The sequence below is a fragment of the Tychonema sp. LEGE 07196 genome (assembly GCF_963890365.1).
In the GTDB taxonomy this organism is placed as follows: domain Bacteria; phylum Cyanobacteriota; class Cyanobacteriia; order Cyanobacteriales; family Microcoleaceae; genus Microcoleus.
Genome location: NZ_CAWPRX010000152.1, coordinates 1 through 22264, shown reverse-complemented (window position 1 = coordinate 22264; position 22264 = coordinate 1). Strand labels below are relative to the sequence as shown.

Annotated in this window: 18 protein-coding genes and 1 tRNA gene; 16 read left to right on the top strand and 3 right to left on the bottom strand. The window is 43.9% G+C overall.

Annotated features, from left to right (window positions below; genetic code table 11):
* Positions 1-22: 22 nt before the first annotated feature.
* The 6 genes from AACV78_RS17580 to AACV78_RS17555 all read left to right on the top strand — a co-directional run bounded on the left by AACV78_RS17580 (position 23) and on the right by AACV78_RS17555 (position 6601).
* Positions 23-514, top strand: coding sequence for a hypothetical protein (locus tag AACV78_RS17580; RefSeq protein ID WP_194009282.1), 492 nt, complete (start codon positions 23-25; stop codon positions 512-514).
* Between the two features lie 719 nt (positions 515-1233).
* The gene (locus AACV78_RS17575; RefSeq protein WP_194009283.1) at positions 1234-1839 is read left to right on the top strand and encodes a DUF1517 domain-containing protein; all 606 of its coding nucleotides are present in this window, start codon (positions 1234-1236) and stop codon (positions 1837-1839) included.
* A 297-nt stretch (positions 1840-2136) separates the two neighbouring features.
* Positions 2137-3021 carry a hypothetical protein gene (locus AACV78_RS17570; protein WP_194009284.1) on the top strand — a complete coding sequence of 295 codons (885 nt, stop codon included), beginning with the start codon at positions 2137-2139 and terminating at the stop codon, positions 3019-3021.
* Between the two features lie 182 nt (positions 3022-3203).
* The gene (locus tag AACV78_RS17565; protein ID WP_194009285.1) at positions 3204-4250 is read left to right on the top strand and encodes an S-layer homology domain-containing protein; all 1047 of its coding nucleotides are present in this window, start codon (positions 3204-3206) and stop codon (positions 4248-4250) included.
* A gap of 230 nt (positions 4251-4480) precedes the next feature.
* Entirely contained in the window at positions 4481-5188 is a 708-nt protein-coding gene (locus AACV78_RS17560; protein WP_228042320.1) for an alpha-ketoglutarate-dependent dioxygenase AlkB family protein, read from the top strand.
* Between the two features lie 42 nt (positions 5189-5230).
* Entirely contained in the window at positions 5231-6601 is a 1371-nt protein-coding gene (locus AACV78_RS17555) for a coiled-coil domain-containing protein (RefSeq protein ID WP_194009286.1), read from the top strand.
* Positions 6602-6737: 136 nt separating this feature from the next.
* On the opposite strand, the gene AACV78_RS17550 is transcribed toward AACV78_RS17555, so the two are convergent.
* A complete protein-coding gene (locus AACV78_RS17550) occupies positions 6738-8360 on the bottom strand; it encodes a peptidoglycan-binding protein (RefSeq protein WP_194009287.1) in 1623 nt (540 codons plus the stop codon).
* A 268-nt stretch (positions 8361-8628) separates the two neighbouring features.
* Here AACV78_RS17550 and alr point away from each other — a divergent pair, with 268 nt between their 5' ends.
* The 4 genes from alr (at position 8629) to AACV78_RS17530 (ending at position 12466) form a co-directional block, all read left to right on the top strand.
* Complete coding sequence (alr, locus tag AACV78_RS17545) at positions 8629-9831, top strand: alanine racemase (protein ID WP_194009288.1); 1203 nt, start codon at positions 8629-8631, stop codon at positions 9829-9831.
* Between the two features lie 228 nt (positions 9832-10059).
* Positions 10060-10905 carry a mechanosensitive ion channel family protein gene (locus AACV78_RS17540; protein ID WP_194009289.1) on the top strand — a complete coding sequence of 282 codons (846 nt, stop codon included), beginning with the start codon at positions 10060-10062 and terminating at the stop codon, positions 10903-10905.
* A 41-nt stretch (positions 10906-10946) separates the two neighbouring features.
* Positions 10947-12071, top strand: coding sequence for a patatin-like phospholipase family protein (locus AACV78_RS17535; RefSeq protein ID WP_194009290.1), 1125 nt, complete (start codon positions 10947-10949; stop codon positions 12069-12071).
* Between the two features lie 306 nt (positions 12072-12377).
* A tRNA-Ser gene (locus AACV78_RS17530) sits at positions 12378-12466 on the top strand.
* Positions 12467-12578: 112 nt separating this feature from the next.
* Here AACV78_RS17530 and AACV78_RS17525 read toward each other — a convergent pair.
* Positions 12579-13517 carry a serine hydrolase gene (locus AACV78_RS17525; protein ID WP_194009291.1) on the bottom strand — a complete coding sequence of 313 codons (939 nt, stop codon included), beginning with the start codon at positions 13515-13517 and terminating at the stop codon, positions 12579-12581.
* A gap of 95 nt (positions 13518-13612) precedes the next feature.
* Between AACV78_RS17525 and AACV78_RS17520 the strand changes: the two genes are divergently transcribed.
* Complete coding sequence (locus AACV78_RS17520) at positions 13613-14380, top strand: C40 family peptidase (protein WP_194009292.1); 768 nt, start codon at positions 13613-13615, stop codon at positions 14378-14380.
* Positions 14381-14583: 203 nt separating this feature from the next.
* On the top strand, positions 14584-15588 hold the full coding sequence (locus AACV78_RS17515; RefSeq protein WP_194009293.1) for a glycosyltransferase family 2 protein: 1005 nt from the start codon (positions 14584-14586) through the stop codon (positions 15586-15588).
* Between the two features lie 260 nt (positions 15589-15848).
* Here AACV78_RS17515 and AACV78_RS17510 read toward each other — a convergent pair whose 3' ends face one another.
* Positions 15849-17018: an IscS subfamily cysteine desulfurase gene (locus tag AACV78_RS17510; protein WP_194009294.1), complete on the bottom strand. Its 1170-nt coding sequence runs from the start codon at positions 17016-17018 to the stop codon at positions 15849-15851.
* 96 nt (positions 17019-17114) lie between these two features.
* Between AACV78_RS17510 and AACV78_RS17505 the strand changes: the two genes are divergently transcribed.
* The 4 genes from AACV78_RS17505 to AACV78_RS17490 all read left to right on the top strand — a co-directional run.
* Positions 17115-17762, top strand: a complete 648-nt coding sequence (locus AACV78_RS17505; protein WP_194009295.1) for a hypothetical protein — start codon at positions 17115-17117, stop codon at positions 17760-17762.
* A 443-nt stretch (positions 17763-18205) separates the two neighbouring features.
* Complete coding sequence (locus tag AACV78_RS17500; RefSeq protein ID WP_194009296.1) at positions 18206-19537, top strand: four-carbon acid sugar kinase family protein; 1332 nt, start codon at positions 18206-18208, stop codon at positions 19535-19537.
* A gap of 526 nt (positions 19538-20063) precedes the next feature.
* Positions 20064-21161, top strand: a complete 1098-nt coding sequence (locus AACV78_RS17495) for a hypothetical protein (protein ID WP_194009297.1) — start codon at positions 20064-20066, stop codon at positions 21159-21161.
* Positions 21162-21250: 89 nt separating this feature from the next.
* A partial coding sequence (locus tag AACV78_RS17490; protein WP_228042319.1) for a hypothetical protein occupies positions 21251-22264 on the top strand: 1014 nt, incomplete at its 3' end.

Genomic DNA, 22264 nt, shown 5'->3' with positions numbered 1-22264 from the left:
CTTTACAATCTTCCAGATCACTATGAAGAAGTTTCAAGTGTTCGCTGGCATTGCTTCCACCATCGCGATCGCCAGTAGCATCGCCATAGGTGACGCTGCATCTGCTTTCCCCTGTTCCTACAAAAAATCAGGGGCGGCTCAATCTGGTTCTACGACAACGCTCCTGGGTTCGGGTGGCTCCGATCAAATGAATCCGTGGAAATCCGACAAAATAGCGACTCTGGGTTTTCTGGGTTTGTTTGGGGTTTTGGGTGGCGGTGCGGCTTACATGAGCTATCGCGCCGGCCAGCGGGCCTCTGCGGCTTGTGCTGCGATTAACGATAATTTTGAAGTTTTTGAAGAGCCTGTTGAGCCGATCGCAGATGCAAGTGTAGCTGAGACTGCAGATGCGGTTGCTGTGGTTCGCGAACACCCGGAAGCTCCAGGCGGCGAGCTAGATTTGCCGGTGGAGCAAGTTGCAGAGTTACTTTCTGAAAGTGCGATCGAACCAGTCGAAAGTGCGATCGTCAAATAGACTGCAATCAGTCAGGTTCGTAGTAAGGTTCGTAGTGCAGACTTCAGTCTGCAGCCAAGCAAGCGTATGCAAGTCCGCACTACGAACCGTTTTTTTATGGTAATCGAACCGACACGATCTCAAATAGCGATCGCCCGCCAAAGCCTTCGCTGAGGGAATATTCCATCTTGCAAGATTGGATGTTTTTTAATTTGCAATTGGGGAGCATTTGTGTTTTGCGTTTAATAATGCACCTCAAGAACTCGTGACGGAGCATTTCCTACATTACAAAAAGGGTTTTTTTATAGTGCGATCGTCCCCGCTCGCTTGCTCTGTAAAGCACGCGAGCAGGGACGCTCGCACTACTACAAATGCAAAACACAGATGCTCCCTCGCAAACTCTTGAGGCGATCGCGCACTGAATAAAAAATGCTGTTTTCCCAGCCGAATCTGGCTCTTCGCTCCTGCTTTTTACAGGCTTTTTACGATTGGGCGATCGCGCACTGAATAAAAAATGCTGTTTTCCCAGCCGAATCTGGCTCTTCGCTCCTGCTTTTTACAGACTTTTTACGATTGTCTGATATCGACTTTTTGAAATTAGATCGCTCAAAGCGATAATATAGGCTGCGGGGGCGATCGCCGAAAAAAATCTCGTTCTCAATCTGAAGGTAGATAACAATAGTTGCAATAGGGTGATATGATAGAAAGCATTGCCAAAAAGATGACAACTATAGGTGATTATGAGTGGTTTGCGCGATCGGTTCAATCAATTTACAGGTAAAACTAGATTAGCAGTTTGTCGCGTGTTCGTTCAGCTAACAGGTGAAGAAGTTGCACCGATGTTAGGAGTTCTCAACAGCACCGCCAGAGAAGCAATTGATGCCGATGGCGATGTAACAGTTTTGGGAGAAGGCCTTGTAGAAATTTGCAATCACTTGTTACAGTATGACAACTACTGGCAAGCAGCCGCTAATGAAGGTGATGTTTTTTGGGATGAAGGCGAAGCGGGCGATTATGTGGATGAACTTTTCACTGATTCAGCCTCCCGCTATCTCAGCGAACCTCAATACAGCACATCTGCTGACGAGAAAAATTCCCCGTTGTCTTTGCCGGTAACTAGAAATGTGGTAGTGATGCTGACAGTTGCTTATGAAGGTGAAGTTCCAGCCCTAGAAACAGACCTCGCTGACATGAGCGCCCTGAAAGCTGGTTTGAAAGCATTGATTAATTTACAGTACCAGGAAAAGCTGCGAGCCGTGCAAGTTCACTTTTCTCCGGCACAATTGGGAGACGAACTTACCAACGACCAAGTTTTGGTCAATTTCCCAGAACTCATTCCCCTTTAAAAACTGGAAAAGTTGCCATCAACACAACGAACCAGTGCTTTGGTAAAAATAATTCGCTTTGACAAAAACAATGTTAGCCGACACGATTTAAAAAAAAGAAGAAAAATAAAAAGGTTCGATCGTTCGGATTTTTTACCGAGGAAAAACTACGGGCTTTGTAAAAAGCTTTTTTTTATAGGGCGATATGAAGATGCTTGCGGTTAGCTAGAAGACTCGCCGCAACATTCATCTCGCACTCTTAAAGATGGCGCAGAAATGCTTTCACGACCAACAACCAATGAGCAAATATTATTGACTATGCTGCGAAAACTGACAGTTTATTTGATGGCTGTAATTTTGTTGGTGACGACAACCGCTTGCGGCTCTCCTTCAGTCCAAGCTCCGACAAATCCTGCTGCTGGAAATCAGGAGATTAACAGGGTGCGTACTTCACCAAAGAATAACTTGAGTCAAGGGGAATATCCCGTACAGCAAGCTACCTACGACGATGGCGATGGCGAGTACAGTTTGATGTTGCTGAATACTCCCCCCGGTACTTCTTCTATTTATCGCAGTACCGATTTACAAATGGCTCGTTTGACGGAGGAAGAAATATCGGCAGGTAAGAAAAGTTATCTAAAAATTGATAACAATAATGCGAGCCTGCATTTGACAGAAGATTTTAAAATTGAGTACGTTCATAACGTTACTGAAACTGTTGCTAATCCTCAAACAGGTCAGCCGCAAACGGTGGTGGTGCGGCAGCAATCGGGCTTCTGGGCTCCGTTTGCTGGGGCCGTGGCAGGTCAGGCGATCGGCAGTTTGTTATTTACACCGCGATATTACGTGCCGCCACTCTATCAGCCTGGGGTAATTATGAACGGATATGGCGGGTACGGCAATACTTACGGCCAAGCTGTCTCGCAATATCAAACTCGCTACCAAGCCCCGCCTGCTGCTGTGAGAAACCGTCAAGTTTTAAGGACGACCGGCCGCTTGCGATCGCCCACATCGAATGCGCCAGTAAGACGGCAAGCACCGCCGAATGCCAATCGATCGACCGGTTCGGGTTACGGCGGCAGCACTTTGAAACGATCGCAGCAGCCGCGTCAAAATGAATACAAGCGCCAGCCGAGTTTTGGTAGCGGCGGGGCTTCTCGCAGGCCTAGTCGCAGTGGCTCTTCCCGCAGCAGAGGGCGCTAATTAGAAGATTGCTAAAATCAGCAACGCCCGATCGATAAAAGTGGATTCGATCGCTCTTCTGTATACCACGCCGCCGCAGTTATTGACGGTGAGAATTTGGGAATAGTTGAGCGATCGATTTGTGTATTTACCAGACCCAAAAAATATGTGATTTAATTGCTACATTGATATGTGGTGACAATATGTCTTCTTCACAACCCCCATCAGGGGAAAGAAACCCTCTAGGATTCGACGAATTGATTGCCATCTTGGTTGCTTTCGGCACGATGGGAACAATTTTCTTTTGGGCCACCAGCAAGAATCCCAATCAATTCGGCATGAGAAATTGGCAATTTCCAGCCGTTTTTTCAGCGCCTGCTGTCACACCCGGAAACTCGACAATCTTAACACCCCTGCCGAGTTCGGATGTGCGATCGCCCGCGCCTGCGCCCGCTACAAAGCTGATTCCCGCGCAACCTAATGCGGCACCGATTGTACCGATTGTACCGATTGTACCGATTGCGCCTGTTGCGCCTTTAGGGCCGATTTTACCGGCAATTCCTCCCCAGGGGGCGATCGTGGTTCCCCAAACGCCAATTGCGCGCGAGACTCCCCCTGCAATCATTACCAAACCGAAAGCCCCTAAACCAAAAGTCGGGCCGGTTACATTCTCCGATATGCCTGACAAATATTGGGCACGTCCATTTATTGTCGCTTTGGTCGATCGGCAAATCTTTACTGATTTCACCGACAACAAATTTCGTCCCGATGAACCAATGACGCGAGCCGAACTAGCCCGCTTAATTGAGCGAATGTCAGACAAAAAAGAGACCCGAAAACCGATTAATTTTGAAGACGTGAAAGACAAGAACCCTGCCGCTAGCGCGATCGATGGCAGCGTACAAAAAGGATTTCTTAAAGGATATCCAAATAATGAGTTCCGTCCCACAAAAGACGTTCCCCGTGTCGAAGTCATAGTAGCATTAGCTAGCGGTTTAAACCTGAAAAAAGAAGGGAAGCCCACCAAGATTTTAGAAGTTTATACAGACAGACAAAAAGTGCCGAAATGGGCAGTTGACAAAGTAGCAGCAGCAACAAAAGCTGGCATTGTTGTCAACCACCCCAAGCCCACACTTTTGCAGCCCAACAAAACAGCAACTCGCGCGGAAGTAGCAGCCATGATTTACCAAGCTATGGCAAAAAAAGGTAAAGTACCTGCTAAACCTTCTAAGTATGTTGTGCCGCTTTAATTAGAGGAATGAAGCCCTTCTTTTTTCTATTAGTCTGACTTGGGCTTGCGGGTAGTCAGAAACCGGGTTTTTTGCGACAATACTTCGTTATAGCTGACAGAATCAGCCAAAAACCCGGTTTCTTGGTTTTGCGGGCCGTCAGAAACCAGGTTTTTTGCGACAATACTTCGTCATAGCTGACAGAATCAGCCAAAAACTCAGTTTCTTGGGTTTGCGGGCAGTTGAGATCGATGTTAAAATCACAGCAATCATGCCAAATCATCATTCCACACTCATTGATTCGATTTGAGGCAATTATTATGTATCATCAGATAAGACTTGGGGATAATCAGCTAGATAGCAGCGATCTTCAAGAAACAGTAGTTATTGATACTGATGGAGAAGTGATCTTATATCCCAATTTTTTTAGAATCGAAGAAAGCGATCGTCTTTTTTCAGATTTATATTCTAGTATTAACTGGAAACAGGATATTATTCATTTTTATGGAAAAAAGATACCTTTACCCAGACTTACAGGTTGGTATGGAGATGAAGGCAAATCCTATACATATTCCGGCATCGAACAGCATCCTGATCCTTGGACTCCCACACTCAAATTAATTAAATCAAAGGCTGAAGAGATATCAGAAGTTACTTTTAATAGCGTGCTTCTCAATCTATACCGTCACGGTAAAGATTGCGTTTCCTGGCATAGCGATGACGAGCCAGAATTAGGTGAAAATCCTATTATAGCCTCAATTAGCTTTGGGGGAACTCGCCGATTTTCCTTAAAACATAAAACATCAGAAAACTACAAAATTAATCTGGATTTGCCCAATGGTAGTTTACTATTGATGAAAGGTGAAACCCAGCACTTTTGGAAACATCAGATAGCTAAAACTGCTAAATTTGTGGAACCCCGAATAAATCTAACTTTTAGGGTTATAAAAGCCGTTTAAAATCAATCTCATTAACACTATAAAATCACCGCTAATCAAATTATGAAAAATTTACTTTTACTAGGGACATTAAGTTTTAGTATTGCTTTTGGGTTGGGTCTAGTAGTAGAAAAAGATGTTACTAAAAGCACGATTATAGGCGGTATAGCAACAATTAGCACCATTAGTAGTGCGTTCGTTTTAACCAAGAAATCTGAACGAGAACTTAAAAACACCCACAGCCATACCGAAAACTTAAAAAGTGTTGAAAATCAGATTTTAAGTCTGAAAAATCAAAGGAGAGAACTTGTACAAGCAATTGGTAGCAAAACTCAATCAAAAATAACGATTGAAGCAGAATATAAGTCGATTGTTGTAGAAGTTGATCGGCTGAAAGAAGAGATTAAATCTCTAAATGCACAGCGAGAAAATTTGCAAAATGTAATTATTAATCGTGGAACTCAAAAAACACAAATTACACAAAAAATTAGTGTTCAAACTAAACTAAAAAGACCAATTAAAAAGACAAAAGGCACAACATTGTACAATTGCATTTTAGAGGGATTAGAAAAATCTCTAGATTTTTATAACAAAAACAATCACGGCACATTTGAAAGCTATTTGCAATCATTACAAAAACCCGCAGAACAATTGTGGTCTTCTTATAGATCAAATCAGGTTAAAGTAAGCTATTCTGAACCGTCGATTCAAGCAGTTTATTTAATTCGCTATTATCCCCATTATGTTTACGTGAATTTCCAAATTTTAGAAATTATACACAGTCAAAATTTATTTCAAAATTTCATAAATGAAACACTAGAAGTATGCTTGTTTGGTGCAGGCCCATGTCCAGAAATTGTTGGTTTAAGTAAATTTTTATCAGATAAGTATCAAAACATTAAAAAATTAACTGTTAATGTATATGATATTGCTTCTGACGAATGGACTTTAAGTAGAAATATTACCCAAAAATTTGTGATACCGAAATATTGGTCAGGAGATTTACAACTAAATAGTAATTACCTAAATTTATGCGAATTTAATTCTCTTCACTCAATCAAGGGAACAATTAAAAAAAGCCAAATCTTCATTTTTCAAAATTGTCTGAATGAAATTTATAATATATCTACAGTTCAAACGAATCTCAATTTCTTGCTGAATGAAATACCTTTGGGTAGTGTAATAATAATTATTGACTTGAATTATCGACAAAATGTAAGCATCATCGAGCAATTGAAACAACAAGTAAGTAATAGAGATGATTTTGAAATTTATGCCCCTGCACTTGAAGACATAAAAATTCAACCTTGCCCTAATCTTCCACAAATTATTAAACAAAATCTGTTAACTGGAAAAGGTAAGTTAGTACCTCGTAGTAAAGACATCGACTGTGTTTTTATAAGTTTGCACAAAATCAGTCTAAAAAGTTTGTAATTAAATTAAATCCTTTTGCAAAGGCATCGCCACATTTGCTACGGCCTTAATTCCGATGACTTGCATTCCCTACTACAAACAGGTTCGTAGTGAGGAATGCAAGTCCTTATTTCTGAGATTTAAATCGCCTATCGCTCTAATCTTGAAACACCATAATACTGCCCGAATAGCAAGCTACCCAAACCTGATGAGTTTCAGGATCGTAAGTAATTCCGATCGGACTTGAATTAACATTCACTGTTTGCAAAACTTTCATATCGCTCGTCCTAACTTTGCTAACAGTATTCGAGAAATAATTAACCACGTAAATCAGTTGACCATCATCCGAAATCGCCATGCTGCGAGGTGCATTTCCAGTCCTCACTTTTTGAGCCACTTCACCAGTTTTTAGGTCAATCTTTGCCACATTTCCTTCACCGTTTAACGTGGCATAAAGATAATTTCCGTTGGGATCTATTGTCAGATGACGCGGCGCATTGCCAATATTTCTCAGCCATTCTACCGAAAAATTTATCAAATTTACTTTCGCAATATCCGAAGAACCCATGACGGCTATATAGGCATTCTTTGAGTCAGGAGTTACCGCAATCCCACGAGGATATGCACCTAGTTTTATCCGCTCGATTTCGAGATTTTTATTAATATCAACTACGCTCAAATCCCAACTGCACCAATTGCTGGCGAGGGCGAAGCGATTGTCTGGCGAAACAGCATTGAATTTGGGAACAGCACCCACAGGAATTACGTTTTCTATTTTTAACGTTTTGGTATTGATGCGGTAGAGGAAACTTTGGTCGTGTTTGGCCGATGGAGTACATCTATCACTCCCCGGATTGTCGAACCCTTTACCGTACATCTGGTAGTTGGATACGTAGGCATATTTGCCGTCTGTTGAAAAAGCAGCTTCTACGGGAGCACCTCGATAATTACCTTTGAATTTAGCAAATCCGAACTTGGACAAGTTTATTGTATCGGGAATAGTCTTGACTAATTTAAAGTTCCTGTCGTAAACTGTGATTGTGTGGCTGTACATCATGTTTTGAGCAAAAAACAATCCCGACCCTGAATAAACTATTGATTTCGGCGATATTTTGCCGTAAATAGTTTTTTTCAATGTCATGTTCCGGGTAATTTTTTCTGGATATTTTACCTGCTTTTCGGGTTGAGATTCAGGTGTTTCTGCTTGGGATTGTGGCGCGGGAGTTTCTGTTTTAAATGGTGGTAAAAATGGTTCTTGAAAAAAAGGTTTTTTCGGCTGGCTTTTAGCTGTATCTTCGAGTTTGTTGGTGTTTTCTGTGGTGCTAGGCGATGGGGAATATTGATTTTCTTGGGGATAGCTACGCCGATCGTACTTTGACTGCGTTTCGTCAGCGGGTTGATTGTCAGCTAGAGCGCTTTCCGGTTTAACGTTAAGTGCTGACAAGGTTTGAGGGCCGACAATTCCGTCAATTTTCAGGTTGTTGTCTGCCTGGAACTTTTTCACAGCAGCTTGGGTTATGGAGCCGTAAAATCCTGTGGGTTTCTGGCTAAAATATCCTGCGTCTTGTAGTGTTTTCTGGAGTTCGGCAACTTCGGGGCCTGAATCGCCTTTTTTGATGGCCAGGGTGGGGTTGACTATATTTAAAATTGTGAGAGCGATCGTAAAGAAAAGTAAAGGAGGAAAGGCTAAATTTAGGTGTTTTGTCGAGTTGGGCGATCGAGTTTGAGGCGCAGGCGTTTCCCAAGTTTCAGCTAAATGCAGGTAAGCTAATCCGTCCATAGTTTTTACCAGGTATTTTGGATGCTATAGCAATCCTAAATGATTTATGGTACTACTCGCGATCGGGTTCTGCCTGGGAACCAGTTATAAATTAGTCCTGGACGCGCGAGTGGTGAGAAACCGGGTTGTATTGCGAAAATACTGCATCTAGACCTTTAATCTCGATTTAAACCCGGTTTCTGTGGTATTAATGCGTAATTCCTGATAATTAAACCTAGGATCAAATCTCCGAGCAGTGTTTAATTGTGTAAGCAAGATAGGAGCGACAATGTTGAGCGAGGAACAAACAACCGCAGGATCGACAACCCAAAATTCCCCCCAGACGGTGCTGTGGGAAGGTGATGGCGGGCTTTGCCAGCGGGCTTGGGTAGAAATTGATTTAGCGGCTTTAACTCACAATGTAAAACAGCTTAAAAATCTGTTATCTCCCCAAACTGAATTGATGGCAGTTGTGAAGGCGGATGCTTACGGGCACGGTGCTGTTGCAGTCAGTCAAACAGTATTGCAAGCTGGTGCTAGTTGGCTTGGTGTGGCGACGATTCCCGAAGGCATAGAATTGCGAGAAGCTGGGATAGAAGCGCCGATTTTGCTGTTGGGGGCGACTCATACAGCGGCGCAGGTAAGGGCGATCGCCCAATGGCACTTGCAGCCCACTATTTGTACTGCCAAACAAGCCCTAATTTTTTCCGAAGTTCTCGCCAGTCTCGATCGCTCTTTGGCGGTTCACGCTAAGTTAGATACGGGAATGTCTCGGTTGGGTACGCCCGCGTCGGAAGCAACAGAATTTGTGCAATTAGTCAAGCGGTTGCCCAATTTAAAATTAGCTAGCATTTACTCTCACTTGGCGACAGCCGACAGTCCCGATCCCGCTGTTATGACTGTTCAGCACGATCGGTTCAAACGGGCGATCGAGCAAATTCAAACAGCAGGAATTAATCCCCCCCGGCTGCACTTGGCAAACTCGGCGGCGGCCCTTTCCGACCCAGATTTACACTACGATTTAGTGCGAGTCGGTTTGGCTACCTACGGTATTTATCCAGCTCCTCACTTGCAGCCGATCGCTTCTTTGCAGCCGGCAATGCAGGTAAAAGCCCGGATTACTCAAGTGAAAACAATTGCAGCAGGCACCGGTGTCAGTTACGGCTATCAATTTATCGCCTCGCAGCAGACACAGATTGCCGTAGTTGGCATCGGCTATGCAGATGGGATTCCGCGCAATCTTTCTAATAAAATTCAGGTTTTAGTCAGGGGCAAATTTGTGCCGCAAATCGGGGCAGTGACGATGGATCAATTAATGCTGGATGTCTCGGCAATTCCCGATTTAGAAGTCGGCGAAGTGGTGACGCTGTTGGGCAAAGATGGGGAAAATGAAATTACTGCAGACGATTGGGCCGCAATTTTAGGAACTATTTCTTGGGAAATTCTCTGCGGTTTTAAACACCGATTGCCCCGCGTAGCAGTAAACTCTTAACTAGGACGATTAGACGGCGGTTGAAACCGCCATAAAGTCAAACGATGTCCGCCTGCGCGGACTGAATAAAATCATGTAAAACTTAATTTTCACCGCCTATTCTTCAACCCGCGCACCATCCGGGTTTTGTTTGTATAAACCTGGTTTCAACCGCAGGCTTTATATAGTATAATTTCGATGTAACCAAATTTGATATTACCAATTATCAATTACCAATTAGCAATTGCCATGACATCCAGCACAATTATACTAATAGCTCAAACCTTGACGGCGCAGCTAGATTTAGAAAGAATACAGGCGATGCAATTCGCCCAAGAATTCTCGAAAAAGTTCGTAGAATTGGGTTTTAAAGTTGTACCTCAAGTGCTGTGGGCGATCGGCATTTTGTTAATTACGCGATTTGCGATCGATGTGGCGGGGCGCGTGACTCGCCGAGCTCTGAGCCGCACGGAGGCCACGCTGCGGAAATTCTTGGTTCAAGCTGCAGAAATTACGATTTTGATTGTCGGAGTAGTCGCGGCTTTGAGTCAGTTGGGAATTCAAACTACTAGCGTGGTGGCGGTGGTGGGTGCGGCGGGTTTGGCGATTGGCTTGGCGTGGCAAAATACTTTGTCGCACTTTGCTGCTGGGGTAATGTTGATTAGTTTGCGGCCTTTTGAAGTGGGAGATGCAATCGAAGCTACTGATGTGAAGGGAGTTGTCGATAGCATCGGGATTTTTTCAACTACTGTTGTGACGGACGATCGCATAAAAATTATTGTCCCTAACAACCAGCTATTTAACGGTACACTGAAAAATACGACGGCAATGGGAACGAGGCGAGTAGACTTAAAAATTGATATTGGCGATCGCCCGATCCGTCCAACGATGGCTGAGTTATTAGAAATTGCCCACTCTCACCCGCTGGTGTTGGAAAATCCGCCCCCGACTTGTTTGGTAGCCGAGATTACTCCAGATACAACTATTTTATCTCTCCGGCCTTGGTGCGCGTCGGTGGCCTACGAACAAGTGCGATCGCAAGTTCAAGAATACGTCAAAGAAGCAATGAATCCCAACAAAAATCAAGAACAATAGATATCAATCCAAAATCCAAAATCCAAAATCCAAAATCTAAAATGAGCAACTGGTATCCGCAGCAAATTTTGCAAGAACCCGGTGTCAGGATGTCCGCCACCGAAAGACAAACAATTCTCAGCAAATTTCCGCCTCCCGACGAAAACAATCAAATCTATGCCGACGCAATTTTTGAAGGCGGAGGCGTGCGCGGAGTTGCATTTTTAGGAGCGCTCAGATGCTGCAGCGATTTGGGCATCCGCTGGCGAAAATTGGCAGGCACTTCTGCCGGTGCAATTACGGCTGCCGTATTGGCAACAGACTTGTCAATCGATGACTTAGAAGAATTGTTGGGACAGCTAGATTACAACATATTTTTAACTCAAAAAAATAGTCCTCTAATTTTAAACGGCGACCCCGCGGACGACCTGCAATCTCCTGCTTGGACGCTACTTTTTCTAACAATTAGCCGCCAGATGGGTGAATATTCTTCGCAGCCTTTCCGGCAGTGGTTGGAAGCAACACTTGCTAAAGGTCACTTGCATACTTTTGCTGATGTCAAAAAAATCGTAAAAGACCGGGAATTAAAAGTAGTAATATCCAACCTCACTCGCGGTGAAATGTTGGTAATTCCCGATGACTTGCACCGACGCGAATCGGCGGATTCCGATGCTTTGTACGAGAACTTGCAGCTCAAAAGTGCGGAAGATTTTAGCGTCGCTGAAGCGGTGCGGCTCTCGATGAGCATTCCCCTATTTTTTGAACCGGGAAAACTCGGAAACGACTTAATTGTCGATGGGGGAATTTTGAGCAATTTTCCGCTGTGGATTTATGACACGCAATCGGGTTCGACTCCGGTTGCACCGCGCTGGTTTACCTTTGGGTTTCGGTTGGTTGATACTGGCCTGGAAAATCAAATTAAGATTAAAAATCCGGTGTCGATGCTGTCGGCGATGTTCACAACGATGATGAAAGCAAGAGACCGCTATCACCAGCGGGAGATGGATAAAGGTAGGGTGATTAATATTGATGTGACTGAAGCTCAGGTGACGACGACGGATTTTCAACTTGATGCCGATCGCAAGGCTAATCTGTACCGGTTGGGCTATTTGTATACTAAGAGGTTCTTTTTGAGTTCCAATTTTAGTTGGGAAAAGCACTTGAAGGCTAGGGGCTTTGGGGAGTAGGCATTGGGAATGGGCCCGCGCAGGGCATGGGCCCGCGCAGGGCAGTGGGCCCGCGCAGGGCATTGGCCCGCGCAGGGCATCGGCCCGCGCAGGGCATTGGGCATCGGGGATTGGGAATAGTTGATTTTTCTTTCTTCTTCCTTCTGACTTCAATATTTGAGTCAAGCTGAATAATTCATCTGTGTATCCGTGTCAAAATCCCTGTTGTGCCCTTCTTGCTTCGAGACAGAGTAAGGGTTTCAGGAATTTTGGATTTAGGGGTTGGCAATAGCCAGATGTGTGTGCTATAGTAAGTTGCTGTCATCCGGAGAGGTGGCTGAGTGGTCGAAAGCGGCAGATTGCTAATCTGTTAAGGGTGTTATCATCCTTCGGGGGTTCGAATCCCCCCCTCTCCGTTCTAGAACTTGTAAGAAAAAATTATTGTTAATCAAATTTTTGGACGGGCTTTGAGCATCGTCCAAATTATTTTTGCAATTCAAGTCTAGTCGCAATAATCAGCTACTAACTCTAATTAAGTGCCTTCATCGCTTCGACAAATTGCCGCGATATAAATGGCAAAATTTCTTCATTCTTGCTATTCTCTTTACCCTCAGTAAATACAACTAACAAATACGGCCGCAAACCGGGTATTTCAATATAAGCAGCATCGTGGCGAACTTGACTTGTCAGCCCTGCTTTTGACCACAATTTTGCATCTTCTGGCAATCCGCCGCCTAAAAAACCTGTAACTTGATTTTCGGGATCTGCCTCTAATTCTGCTGGTGCTAAACTGCGTTTCATTAAGCCCATCATCTCTTGCGATGCTTTGGCAGAAACAGCTACGCCGCCGATTATACTGTGCAGCAAACGCGCCGTGGCATTTGTAGTCAGCATATTTCTATTTTCCATTAATTCTCCCAGAAATGCTCGCTCGCGACCGTAGGGCCCATCGCACCAGGTTTTTTGATTGGCGTTAATGTTGTGTAATTCCGGCCAATCTAATGATTGAAAGTAACGGTTGACGATGTTTCGCTGCTGTTTCCAAGTTTCAAAGGGGCCAGGTGATAATTCTGGGCCGCTGGTGGTGCCGGTGAGGGCATCTACTACTAAACCGGTGGCGTCGTTGCTGGAATCAACTATCATATCTCGGACGGCGCGTTCTAATTCTGGCGATGTTTGAATCATGCCTTTTTGGGCCCATTCCCAGATGGCAACGAGGTAGAATAATTTGACGATGCTGGCGGGATAAATTCGTTCGGATGCTCGGTTGCTAAAACCTCGCGGTTGATATTTCCAAAATTCTGGTGCGCTGAGGGCGCCGCCCGTGTTGACTCGCACCGGCGGATCGTAGACTATCCAGGTAATGGCTGTACGATCGCCCGTCAATCCTGTAAATTCTGACTGTGCAGAGTCTATAATGCTACTGCCGAGGGTTTCTAATTGTTCGTCTTTGTGGAAAAATGTCATGGTTTATGGCGGACGGTTAACGGTTAACGGCGGTTTGCTAATGGCCATAAATCGTTGGATGCGAACAATTAACAGCAAATAATTAGCAATTAGCAATGGTCAATTCTCAATTATCTGATGTTGTGGAGTACCGGGTGCGATCGCACATAAATATTTACGATTCCCCAAAGTGCGATCGATTGGCAACTCAAGCAGCGGTTGGGCGGCATTTGCTTTTTTTTGACCCCCCCCTGCCCCCCCTTATTAAGGGGGGGAGAAATGGCATAGACTCGGTTGTTCAGGGGAGAAATGGCATAGACTCGGTTGTTCAGGGGGATACAAGCGCTGTGATGGTACGGCTGTGCGAAGACGATTATCCCGGATGGTTGGATCTTCGAGATATTGACTTGCTCGAAGTCACAGAAACAGTGTATCATCCCTTGGTGCTTTCTGAGTTTCAAATCAGGGAAAAATTACCCGTTGCAATTACTTTTGCTCGTGAAGCCATGAACCAATCTAATTATTATCTTTGGGGCGGTACAGTCGGGCCAAATTATGATTGTTCGGGATTGATGCAAGCTGCTTTTGTGGCTGCGGGCATCTGGTTGCCGAGGGATGCTTATCAGCAGGAAGCTTTTACTAAACCTATTAATATCAGTGCTTTAGAACCGGGGGATTTAGTATTTTTTGGTACTCCAGAAAAAGCCACTCATGTAGGATTGTATCTCGGAGATAATCGCTACATTCACAGTTCGGGACAAGCACAAGGTCGCAACGGTATCGGTATCGATGTTTTGTCGGAGGATGGCGATGCAGTCAGTCAAGTTTATTACCAGCAATTGCGGGGATATGGTAAAGTGGTCGCCAGTTATCAACCTAGTTAGTTTATTTGGCGATCGCACTACGAACAAAGAAACCGGGTTTTTACCGAGATTAAGGGTTGGAACAAATGATTTTCGTAAAAAACCCGGTTTCTGGCCACCACGCCTAAGTTCTGTAGTTCTTAATTAATGACTAATGACTAATGACTAATGACTAATGACCAATGACTAATGACTAATGATTACTGATGTTATCGAATAAAAAAATGGACGCTGCATTATTTTTGGAAAAATTGGCTGGACAACAGGCTGGCGCTGAGGTTGTTCTCGACGTTTCGGTAGTAGTGCCGGTGTATAATGAGGTGGAAAGTTTGCCTCATCTGATTGAGGCGATCGCCTCTGCGATTCAACCATCAGGACTCAGCTATCAAATTATTTGTGTAGATGACGGTTCTAAGGACGGCTCTGCTGAACTTCTCAAACAATTGACCGGCAGTCGCGATGACCTTTGTGCCGTGCTTTTGCGGCGCAATTACGGGCAAACTGCTGCGATGTCGGCAGGTTTCGATCGCGCGACAGGCCGTGCTATTGTTACCCTAGACGGCGATTTGCAAAATGACCCGGCTGATATTCCGCTATTGTTAGCCAAGTTAAATGAAGGCTACGATTTAGTTAGCGGCTGGCGCAAAAATCGGCAGGACAATACTATCAGCCGCCTGATTCCTTCTAAAATTGCCAACTGGTTAATTGGTCGCGTTACAGGCGTAACTTTGCACGACTACGGCTGTTCTTTGAAAGCTTACAAATCTGAGTTAGTCGCCGACTTGAATCTCTACGGGGAATTGCACCGATTTTTGCCTGCTTTGGCATTTATTGAAGGGGCGAGAATTGCCGAACTGCCGGTGCGCCATCACGCCCGCCGTTTTGGTCAAAGCAAGTACGGAATTTGGCGGACTTTTCGGGTGTTGATGGATTTGTTAACTATTTCTTTTATGAAAAAGTTCCTGACTCGACCGATGCACGTTTTTGGACTTTTGGGACTGAGTTCTATGACGTTGGGAACGGTTTTAGGAATTTATTTGACTTTCGTAAAATTTGGTCTCGGTCAAAGTATTGGTAATCGTCCTTTGCTGATTTTGGCTGTGGTGTTGTTGTTAACTGGCGTGCAGTTATTTTGTTTTGGTTTGCTGGCGGAAGTGATGATGCGGACTTATCACGAGTCCCAGGGAAAACCGATTTATCGAGTGCGCGAGGTGTTTGGTTCTAAGTGAACGATGCTGTTAGTAGATCCCCGACTTTTAGCATTAGCTGCGCGACAGCTTATTGAACCGTCCAATCCTAAATGGTAAGGTGCGTCGCCCGAAAAAATCTGCAAGTTCCATTGAGTATCTCACAGCGACGCACCCTACAGATTATATCAATTCCGGTTGCACCGGAATTATTGTTGACTGTTGACTGTTGACTGTCAGTGAACAGCAAAAACCCATAACGGATTTTCGCTGTTAACAGTTAACAGTTAACAGTTAACTGTCTAACTCATCACTTTTTGAGCTTGGCGGAGAGATGTAATAGTTGCGATCGCGTGTTCGGCGACTGCATCTATTTCTGCTGCGGTATTGAACCGGCCAATTCCAAACCGAATTGAAGCATAAGCTAATTTGTCCGATCGCCCGATCGCTGCTAAAACATGAGATGGAGCAATTTTCGCCGAAGTACAAGCCGAACCCGAAGAAACAGCCGCCGCCGATTGCAAACCCAATATCAACGCTTGACCGTCAACCCCGCCTACACTAATATTAAGATTACCGGGCAATCTCTTAGTAGCGTGACCGTTGAGAAAAACATCGTCCAATTCACTCAAATTTTCCCACAAACGCTGGCGCAAATTAACAACTCGTTCTGTTTCCGACTCCATTTCCGCAACGGCTAATTCTACCGCTTTGGCGAATCCGACTATTTGCGGTGGGTAGAGAGTTCCCGATCGCATTCCCCGTTCGTGGCCTCCTCCGTGCATTTGTGGCGCTAGCTGCACTCTCGGCTTGTTGCGCCGCACGTACAGAGCACCGATGCCTTTTGGCCCGTAGATTTTGTGGGCTGTCAAGGACATTAGATCGATGTTCATTTCCTGTACGTCGAGGGGAATTTTGCCGATCGCCTGTGCCGCATCTGTGTGAAACAAAATGTCATTTCCGCGACAAATTGCAGCAATTTCGGCGATCGGTTGAATCACCCCAATTTCATTATTAGCCGTCATCACTGAAACTAAAATTGTCTCAGCCCGAATCGCCTTGATCAAATCGCCAATATCAATCAATCCGTCGCTTTTCACCGGTAAAACAGTAATATCAAACCCCAATTTTTCCAAATACGTACAGGGGTCAAGAATTGCATTGTGTTCAGTTTTTACTGTAATAATGTGCTTTCCTTTGCTGAAATAACTTTCGGCGACACCTTTAATCGCTAAATTATTTGCTTCCGTTGCACCGCTAGTAAAAACAATTTCTTCTGGAGAAGCGTTGATTGCTTCTGCTATGATTTGCCGCGATTTTTTGACCGCTGCTTCTGCTTCCCAGCCGTAGACGTGGTTGATGCTGGCTGCGTTGCCGAATTGTTCGGTAAAATATGGCAGCATCGCATCAAGTACCCGTTTGTCTACAGGGGTTGTGGCGTGGTTGTCGAGGTAGATAGGACGTGCGGACATAGTGCAGTTTTGGTTGAAAAAAGTGTTAGATTTATTGTAGACGAGGCTTTTGTTCTACCACAAAACTTTATATTTAACAAATATTTGTGAAGATTTATGCGAGCTGACATTCAAGGATTAGAAATTACTGTCGGTGAGCTCAGGCACCTGTGCGGCGCGGGGCCCGATCGCGTATACAGACCGGCCACTGCAACTAATTTTGCGCGCGAAGTTTTAAAAACCGTCGGTTTAATTGTTTTGGTTATAATCAGTTGTTGGTTGCTGGTTGCGATATTTCCTAGGGCTTATTTGTTTTGGTTCGCCCTCCACCTCGCTGCGATCTGCGGTTTGATTTTTGAGGATGCGTGGAAAATTTGGAGCAGCCAAAATAAAGATTTAATTAATTTGTTTGATGATGTCGATCGCTATAACGGTATAATCAAAGCGATCGAAATTAACGATCGGATAGAAGATGCGGGCAATGCGGAAGTCAAAATAGGCGATCGAGCCAAAGTCATTCAAGCCTTGCAGGCCATCAGAGAGGATTTAGTTCGAGCTTTGAAAACTGAAAGAATTCTCAGGGAAAACAAGAAATTTGTCGCTACTAACTCCGAATTGTTTGCCAATAATTTGAGAACTTTGAATGCCTTGCAAATTAGCGATCGAGCCAGCAAGCAAGGGCGATTGCTCAACGAAGCTTTGCAGTTAGCTACAGAAGTTCAAGCAGAAATAAAAAAATTGCAAGATCGAAACACTGCTAATTGAAAAAATTAAAAATATCGGACGGCGGTTGAAACCGCCAGAAAGTCAAACTAATTCCATGCCAAGCAGAATGAAGAGAATAACGTAATTTTAGCCAGATACGGTTCAGTTAAAAAGCTAATTTCTCCCCGCACACATCAGTTAATTTATAACTATCATAATCTCGGCAATGCGATCGCCGACCATCGCGAAAACTAACACTAAGAAATCTCTTCTGACACCAGCGTTAACCCAACCTTATTAAATTTTAACCGCCCCTTCTTCAACCCGCTCTTTAGTGGCTGTAAGGTAAGTATAAACCGGGTTTCAACCGCCCGGTATTATTCAACACATCTTAAAATTCATGAATAATGAGAATTGTTAAGAAATATCCTAATTGTAAATTTTTGGCTGTTAAGTAACAGGTAAGGATATCTTGGAAAGGTGACGTTAACAACCAAGTAAGTATGCCTTCTACCAAACCCAAAATTATAGTTCTCGACGACGATCCAACAGGTTCGCAAACCGTGCACAGTTGCTTGCTGCTGACACGTTGGGACGAAGAAACCCTGCGTTTGGGGCTGCGGGACAAGTCCCCGATTTTTTTTATACTGACAAATACTCGATCGCTAACTCCCGAAGCAGCAGCCTCCGTCACCCGCGAAGTGTGCCAAAATCTTAAAAAGGCGATCGCCAGCGAAGAAATCACAGACTTCCTAATCGTTAGCCGTTCCGATTCTACCCTGCGCGGTCACTATCCGATCGAAACCGACGCGATCGCCGAAGAACTCGGCCCCTTCGACGCACATTTTCTAATTCCCGCCTTTTTTGAAGGAGGCAGAATTACCCGCAACAGCGTACACTACCTCATGGTTAACAGCGTTGCAACTCCTGTTCACAAAACCGAATTTGCCAAAGATTCAGTCTTCGGCTACAGTCACAGTTACCTGCCAGACTACGTAGAAGAAAAAACCAAAGGTCGCATCAAAGCTGATACAGTCGATCGCATTTTACTCGCAGACATACGCTACGGAAGTTTAGATCGACTGATGGACATGACAGACAACCAATGTGCAGTTGTTGACGGCGAAAGTCAAGGCGATTTAAACACATTTGCCAAACACATTCTCGATGCAGCCAGTCAAGGTAAAAAGTTTTTATTCCGCAGCGCGGCCAGTATTTTAACATCCTTAGCTGACATCGGCCACCAGCCCGTAGCAGCCGAAGAAATGGCAAAATATGTGAAAGACGGCAAACCCGGTGCAGTAATAGTGGGTTCCCACGTTAAGAAAACTACAGATCAATTGCAACGATTGTTAGAAGAACCCAATACAGTTAGCATTGAAATAGATGTATCTCACTTGTTAGAAGATTCGCCCGAGTATCGCACCCAAATTCTCGATGAAATTATCGAAAAAGTCCGCACAGCTCACGCCGACGGCAAAACGCCTGTAATTTATACCAGCCGCCAAGAACTACAATTTCCCAATGCAGAAATTCGGTTAAAATTTGGAGCTGCTGTTTCTGCTTTGTTGATGGATGTCGTGCGGGGCTTGCCGGCAGATATCGGTTTTTTAATTAGCAAGGGCGGCATTACTTCCAACGATGTTTTGAGTACCGGTTTGTCGCTCAAAAGTGTCAGGCAAATCGGTCAAATTATCGCAGGTTGTTCGGTGGTAAAAACAGCAGCCGACCATCCTCTGTTTCCCAATTTACCCGTGGTTTTATTTCCCGGAAATGTGGGAGATAGCAATGCTTTGGCTACGGTTTACAAGCGGCTGAGCAAGCGGGCAGATTAATCTAAAAAAACACAAAACCCAGAACCCCGACTTCTTAAAGAAGTCGGGGTTCTAACATCTTAAAATTTTCCTGCCAGAGCCTGTCTTGACAATCCCCTCAAATAAGCCGAATGCTGCAACTCTTGTAAAACTCGCTCTTGAGATTACGAATAAAACGGCAGCCTCGTTGCGCTTCCAATAGTTAAATACAACGTTACAGATTCTAGGGCAAGATGGTAAAAAACTGCGGTATATTGTATCGATAGCTACTTTTTACACCCATCCGGGAGAGCCGTTCTACTGCTGGTATTAGGGAAAATTGGTCTAAAAAAGTTCAGTATTTTTACGGTTTAAATATGAAGGCATTCCTGCTAATATATATTCAAATAGCTGAGAAGTGACTTTCAACAAGCAATGCTAATTGATGTGAGCAAGCATTTTTTCTAGTTTTTATTGCATTTCATCATTTTTAGAGTCCTGGCATTAAGTAAAGTAGAGAAAAGAGTTACTGTTAATTAAAAATTTTGGCATATAAAGGGTAATAAATATGACAGATTTTAATTCAAGTGACAACAATAAAGTGGAACAAAAGGGTATTGATATAGAAATCTGGGAACCAGATATTCTAGTGGTGCCCGTACCGAACAACAGTACGAATGCAACTACATTTGTAGAGATTCATGTAGAGATTACTAATAATACACCAAGATTGTTTCCTTTCATAGATAAATATTTAACGCCCGAACTTTTTACTGTTGACGGTAAAGAAATACGCCCTCACAAAACTAGCGATAGACAAATAGCAACTAACTATTACAAGGGTATAGCAATTCCCCAAAACATAGCTATAGTGCGGTCTTTTATGGCAAAGCTCTTTTGGCAGAATAACTGCCTGCAACTCCAAACGAGTCTTTTTTATGCTACCACAACCATTATTGATCCTGAGAAATTTTATTTGTTTCAACCTTTACGACTAGGAACTTACCAGCTTCGATTCATCTACTTAAGTCCGGGCCATAATTTCTTATTAAAAGATTCACCGACAGCGGAAATAATTAGAATAGAAGAAAGTGAGAGAAGTTTGTTTGCAAGTCCTGCGATGAATTTACGATTAATTGAACCTATGCCGCATCACAACAATCGAGTAGAAGTCGATGGTATGTGCTTTGAAACGCTAGTTCCTGAGCCAAGCTTAAGAGTTCCACTAACCGCATCATCTGCGAAAATTCCCGTACAGATTGGGATGAAGATTACCAACAATACCTCAACTCCTTTTCGCTTTATCTTATTTGATACATTGATTCCCCAACTAATAGGAGAAAATGGTATGATACCTCGCCTAGCCTGTGGCGGTAGTCTGGGATGGGTTATTCCTCAAGAATCCGACTTACAACTTGTGAAACCAGGAGAAAGCATTACTTTATTTCTCAAGGCTAGCCTTACAAGGGAAGCAAATAATCTGTTAAGCCTGATAGTTTCAGGTGGAGGTAGATCCTGTTGGAGGTTTAACGATCTCGCCTTCGGTACATACCAGATTCACTTAACATACAGATCCCTCACAGAAAAATTAGAGTTTTTATGTGAAGACCTCTGGATGGGAATGGTGAATACACCTTTTGTGGAGTTTAGGTTGATTCCGCCTTAAAGTGAACTGGAAGACAATTTTTCTGATACCTAAAATTTTTACTGTCGCTGTTATTTTTTTTGTAAACTTAGTTTTAAAATAACCTCAACATGCTATCAAAAAAATCCTTTTTAGCACTCTGGACGACCACTGTTCTAGTCACTATCTCAAGCCAGTCAAGCTTTGCATTCACCCTTACACCTGGACAACCGGGAGACAGCGATGGGACTTTCGGTCACTCACGATGGTATGATAATCGTCAGGGCTTAGTAAGCTTAGATGCTTGGCCTGAAGTAGATCCACGGCGTTACTTCCCTCAGCCGGGAGTCGTTCATACCATCAAACCAGGAGGAACAGATGGTTTGCTGGATCTGCTAAATAATCAATTTGGTCATTCGTGGGAATTTATACCGAAAGGTGATCTCGAAGGTAGTTTCAATGTCGAAAATTATTACACTTGTAATCCAGACGTTCGCTGTGAAGCGGATGGAGCTAGAGTAGACTTCGCGGTTGGGGCTTTTTTCAAGTTAAATTACTTACCAAAAGGTAACGATCCTGTCGGCAGTACAGTTCACTGGATTCAGCGGGTACTTACTAATTATGATGTTGATAACGAGGGTAACGTTATAAATGAAGGAATTCCTCTAGACAAGATCGATATTCGTTCGGGGGCAAGAACTCCTTACTACGATCAATCATTTGGTGGCTCGAATTCAACTACCTTCCGAGATTTGCCACACGTCACACACTCTCATACACGCACAAACCACTACTTCTACGCTGAAACGTATTTAGTTAACGAGGTTCCAGGGAGAACTACAGATCTAAATACAGATATCGTGAAATCGATAGTGGAAATTTACAGTGGAGTTAGATGGGGATGGGAAAACAAATTTGGAGATGGTTTGGGCTGGAGAAGATTTTTTGGCAACCTATCCTCCGGGACTCAAGTAGACAAATACAAGCTGGATGGACTTACTCCAGGTTCAAAATATAGAGCCTGGACAAACAACGACCTTCCCTCCAACCGCTGCAACCCAAACACATTCTTAAGCACTGACAATAACTCAGGTTTTCAGTTAGGATTTGACGACGACAGTAGCCCTGTAGGAAATGGCTTTGCC

Coding starts and splice junctions, on each gene's coding strand:
- AACV78_RS17570 (WP_194009284.1), top strand. CDS start 2,137: ATGCTGCGAAAACTGACAGTTTATTTGATGGCTGTAATTTTGTTGGTG.
- AACV78_RS17550 (WP_194009287.1), bottom strand. CDS start 8,360: ATGGACGGATTAGCTTACCTGCATTTAGCTGAAACTTGGGAAACGCCT.
- AACV78_RS17525 (WP_194009291.1), bottom strand. CDS start 13,517: ATGACATTTTTCCACAAAGACGAACAATTAGAAACCCTCGGCAGTAGC.
- AACV78_RS17515 (WP_194009293.1), top strand. CDS start 14,584: ATGGACGCTGCATTATTTTTGGAAAAATTGGCTGGACAACAGGCTGGC.
- AACV78_RS17565 (WP_194009285.1), top strand. CDS start 3,204: ATGTCTTCTTCACAACCCCCATCAGGGGAAAGAAACCCTCTAGGATTC.
- AACV78_RS17505 (WP_194009295.1), top strand. CDS start 17,115: ATGCGAGCTGACATTCAAGGATTAGAAATTACTGTCGGTGAGCTCAGG.
- AACV78_RS17580 (WP_194009282.1), top strand. CDS start 23: ATGAAGAAGTTTCAAGTGTTCGCTGGCATTGCTTCCACCATCGCGATC.
- AACV78_RS17500 (WP_194009296.1), top strand. CDS start 18,206: ATGCCTTCTACCAAACCCAAAATTATAGTTCTCGACGACGATCCAACA.
- AACV78_RS17520 (WP_194009292.1), top strand. CDS start 13,613: ATGGTCAATTCTCAATTATCTGATGTTGTGGAGTACCGGGTGCGATCG.
- AACV78_RS17535 (WP_194009290.1), top strand. CDS start 10,947: ATGAGCAACTGGTATCCGCAGCAAATTTTGCAAGAACCCGGTGTCAGG.
- alr (WP_194009288.1), top strand. CDS start 8,629: ATGTTGAGCGAGGAACAAACAACCGCAGGATCGACAACCCAAAATTCC.
- AACV78_RS17560 (WP_228042320.1), top strand. CDS start 4,481: ATGTTAAAATCACAGCAATCATGCCAAATCATCATTCCACACTCATTG.
- AACV78_RS17510 (WP_194009294.1), bottom strand. CDS start 17,018: ATGTCCGCACGTCCTATCTACCTCGACAACCACGCCACAACCCCTGTA.
- AACV78_RS17555 (WP_194009286.1), top strand. CDS start 5,231: ATGAAAAATTTACTTTTACTAGGGACATTAAGTTTTAGTATTGCTTTT.
- AACV78_RS17575 (WP_194009283.1), top strand. CDS start 1,234: ATGAGTGGTTTGCGCGATCGGTTCAATCAATTTACAGGTAAAACTAGA.
- AACV78_RS17495 (WP_194009297.1), top strand. CDS start 20,064: ATGACAGATTTTAATTCAAGTGACAACAATAAAGTGGAACAAAAGGGT.
- AACV78_RS17540 (WP_194009289.1), top strand. CDS start 10,060: ATGACATCCAGCACAATTATACTAATAGCTCAAACCTTGACGGCGCAG.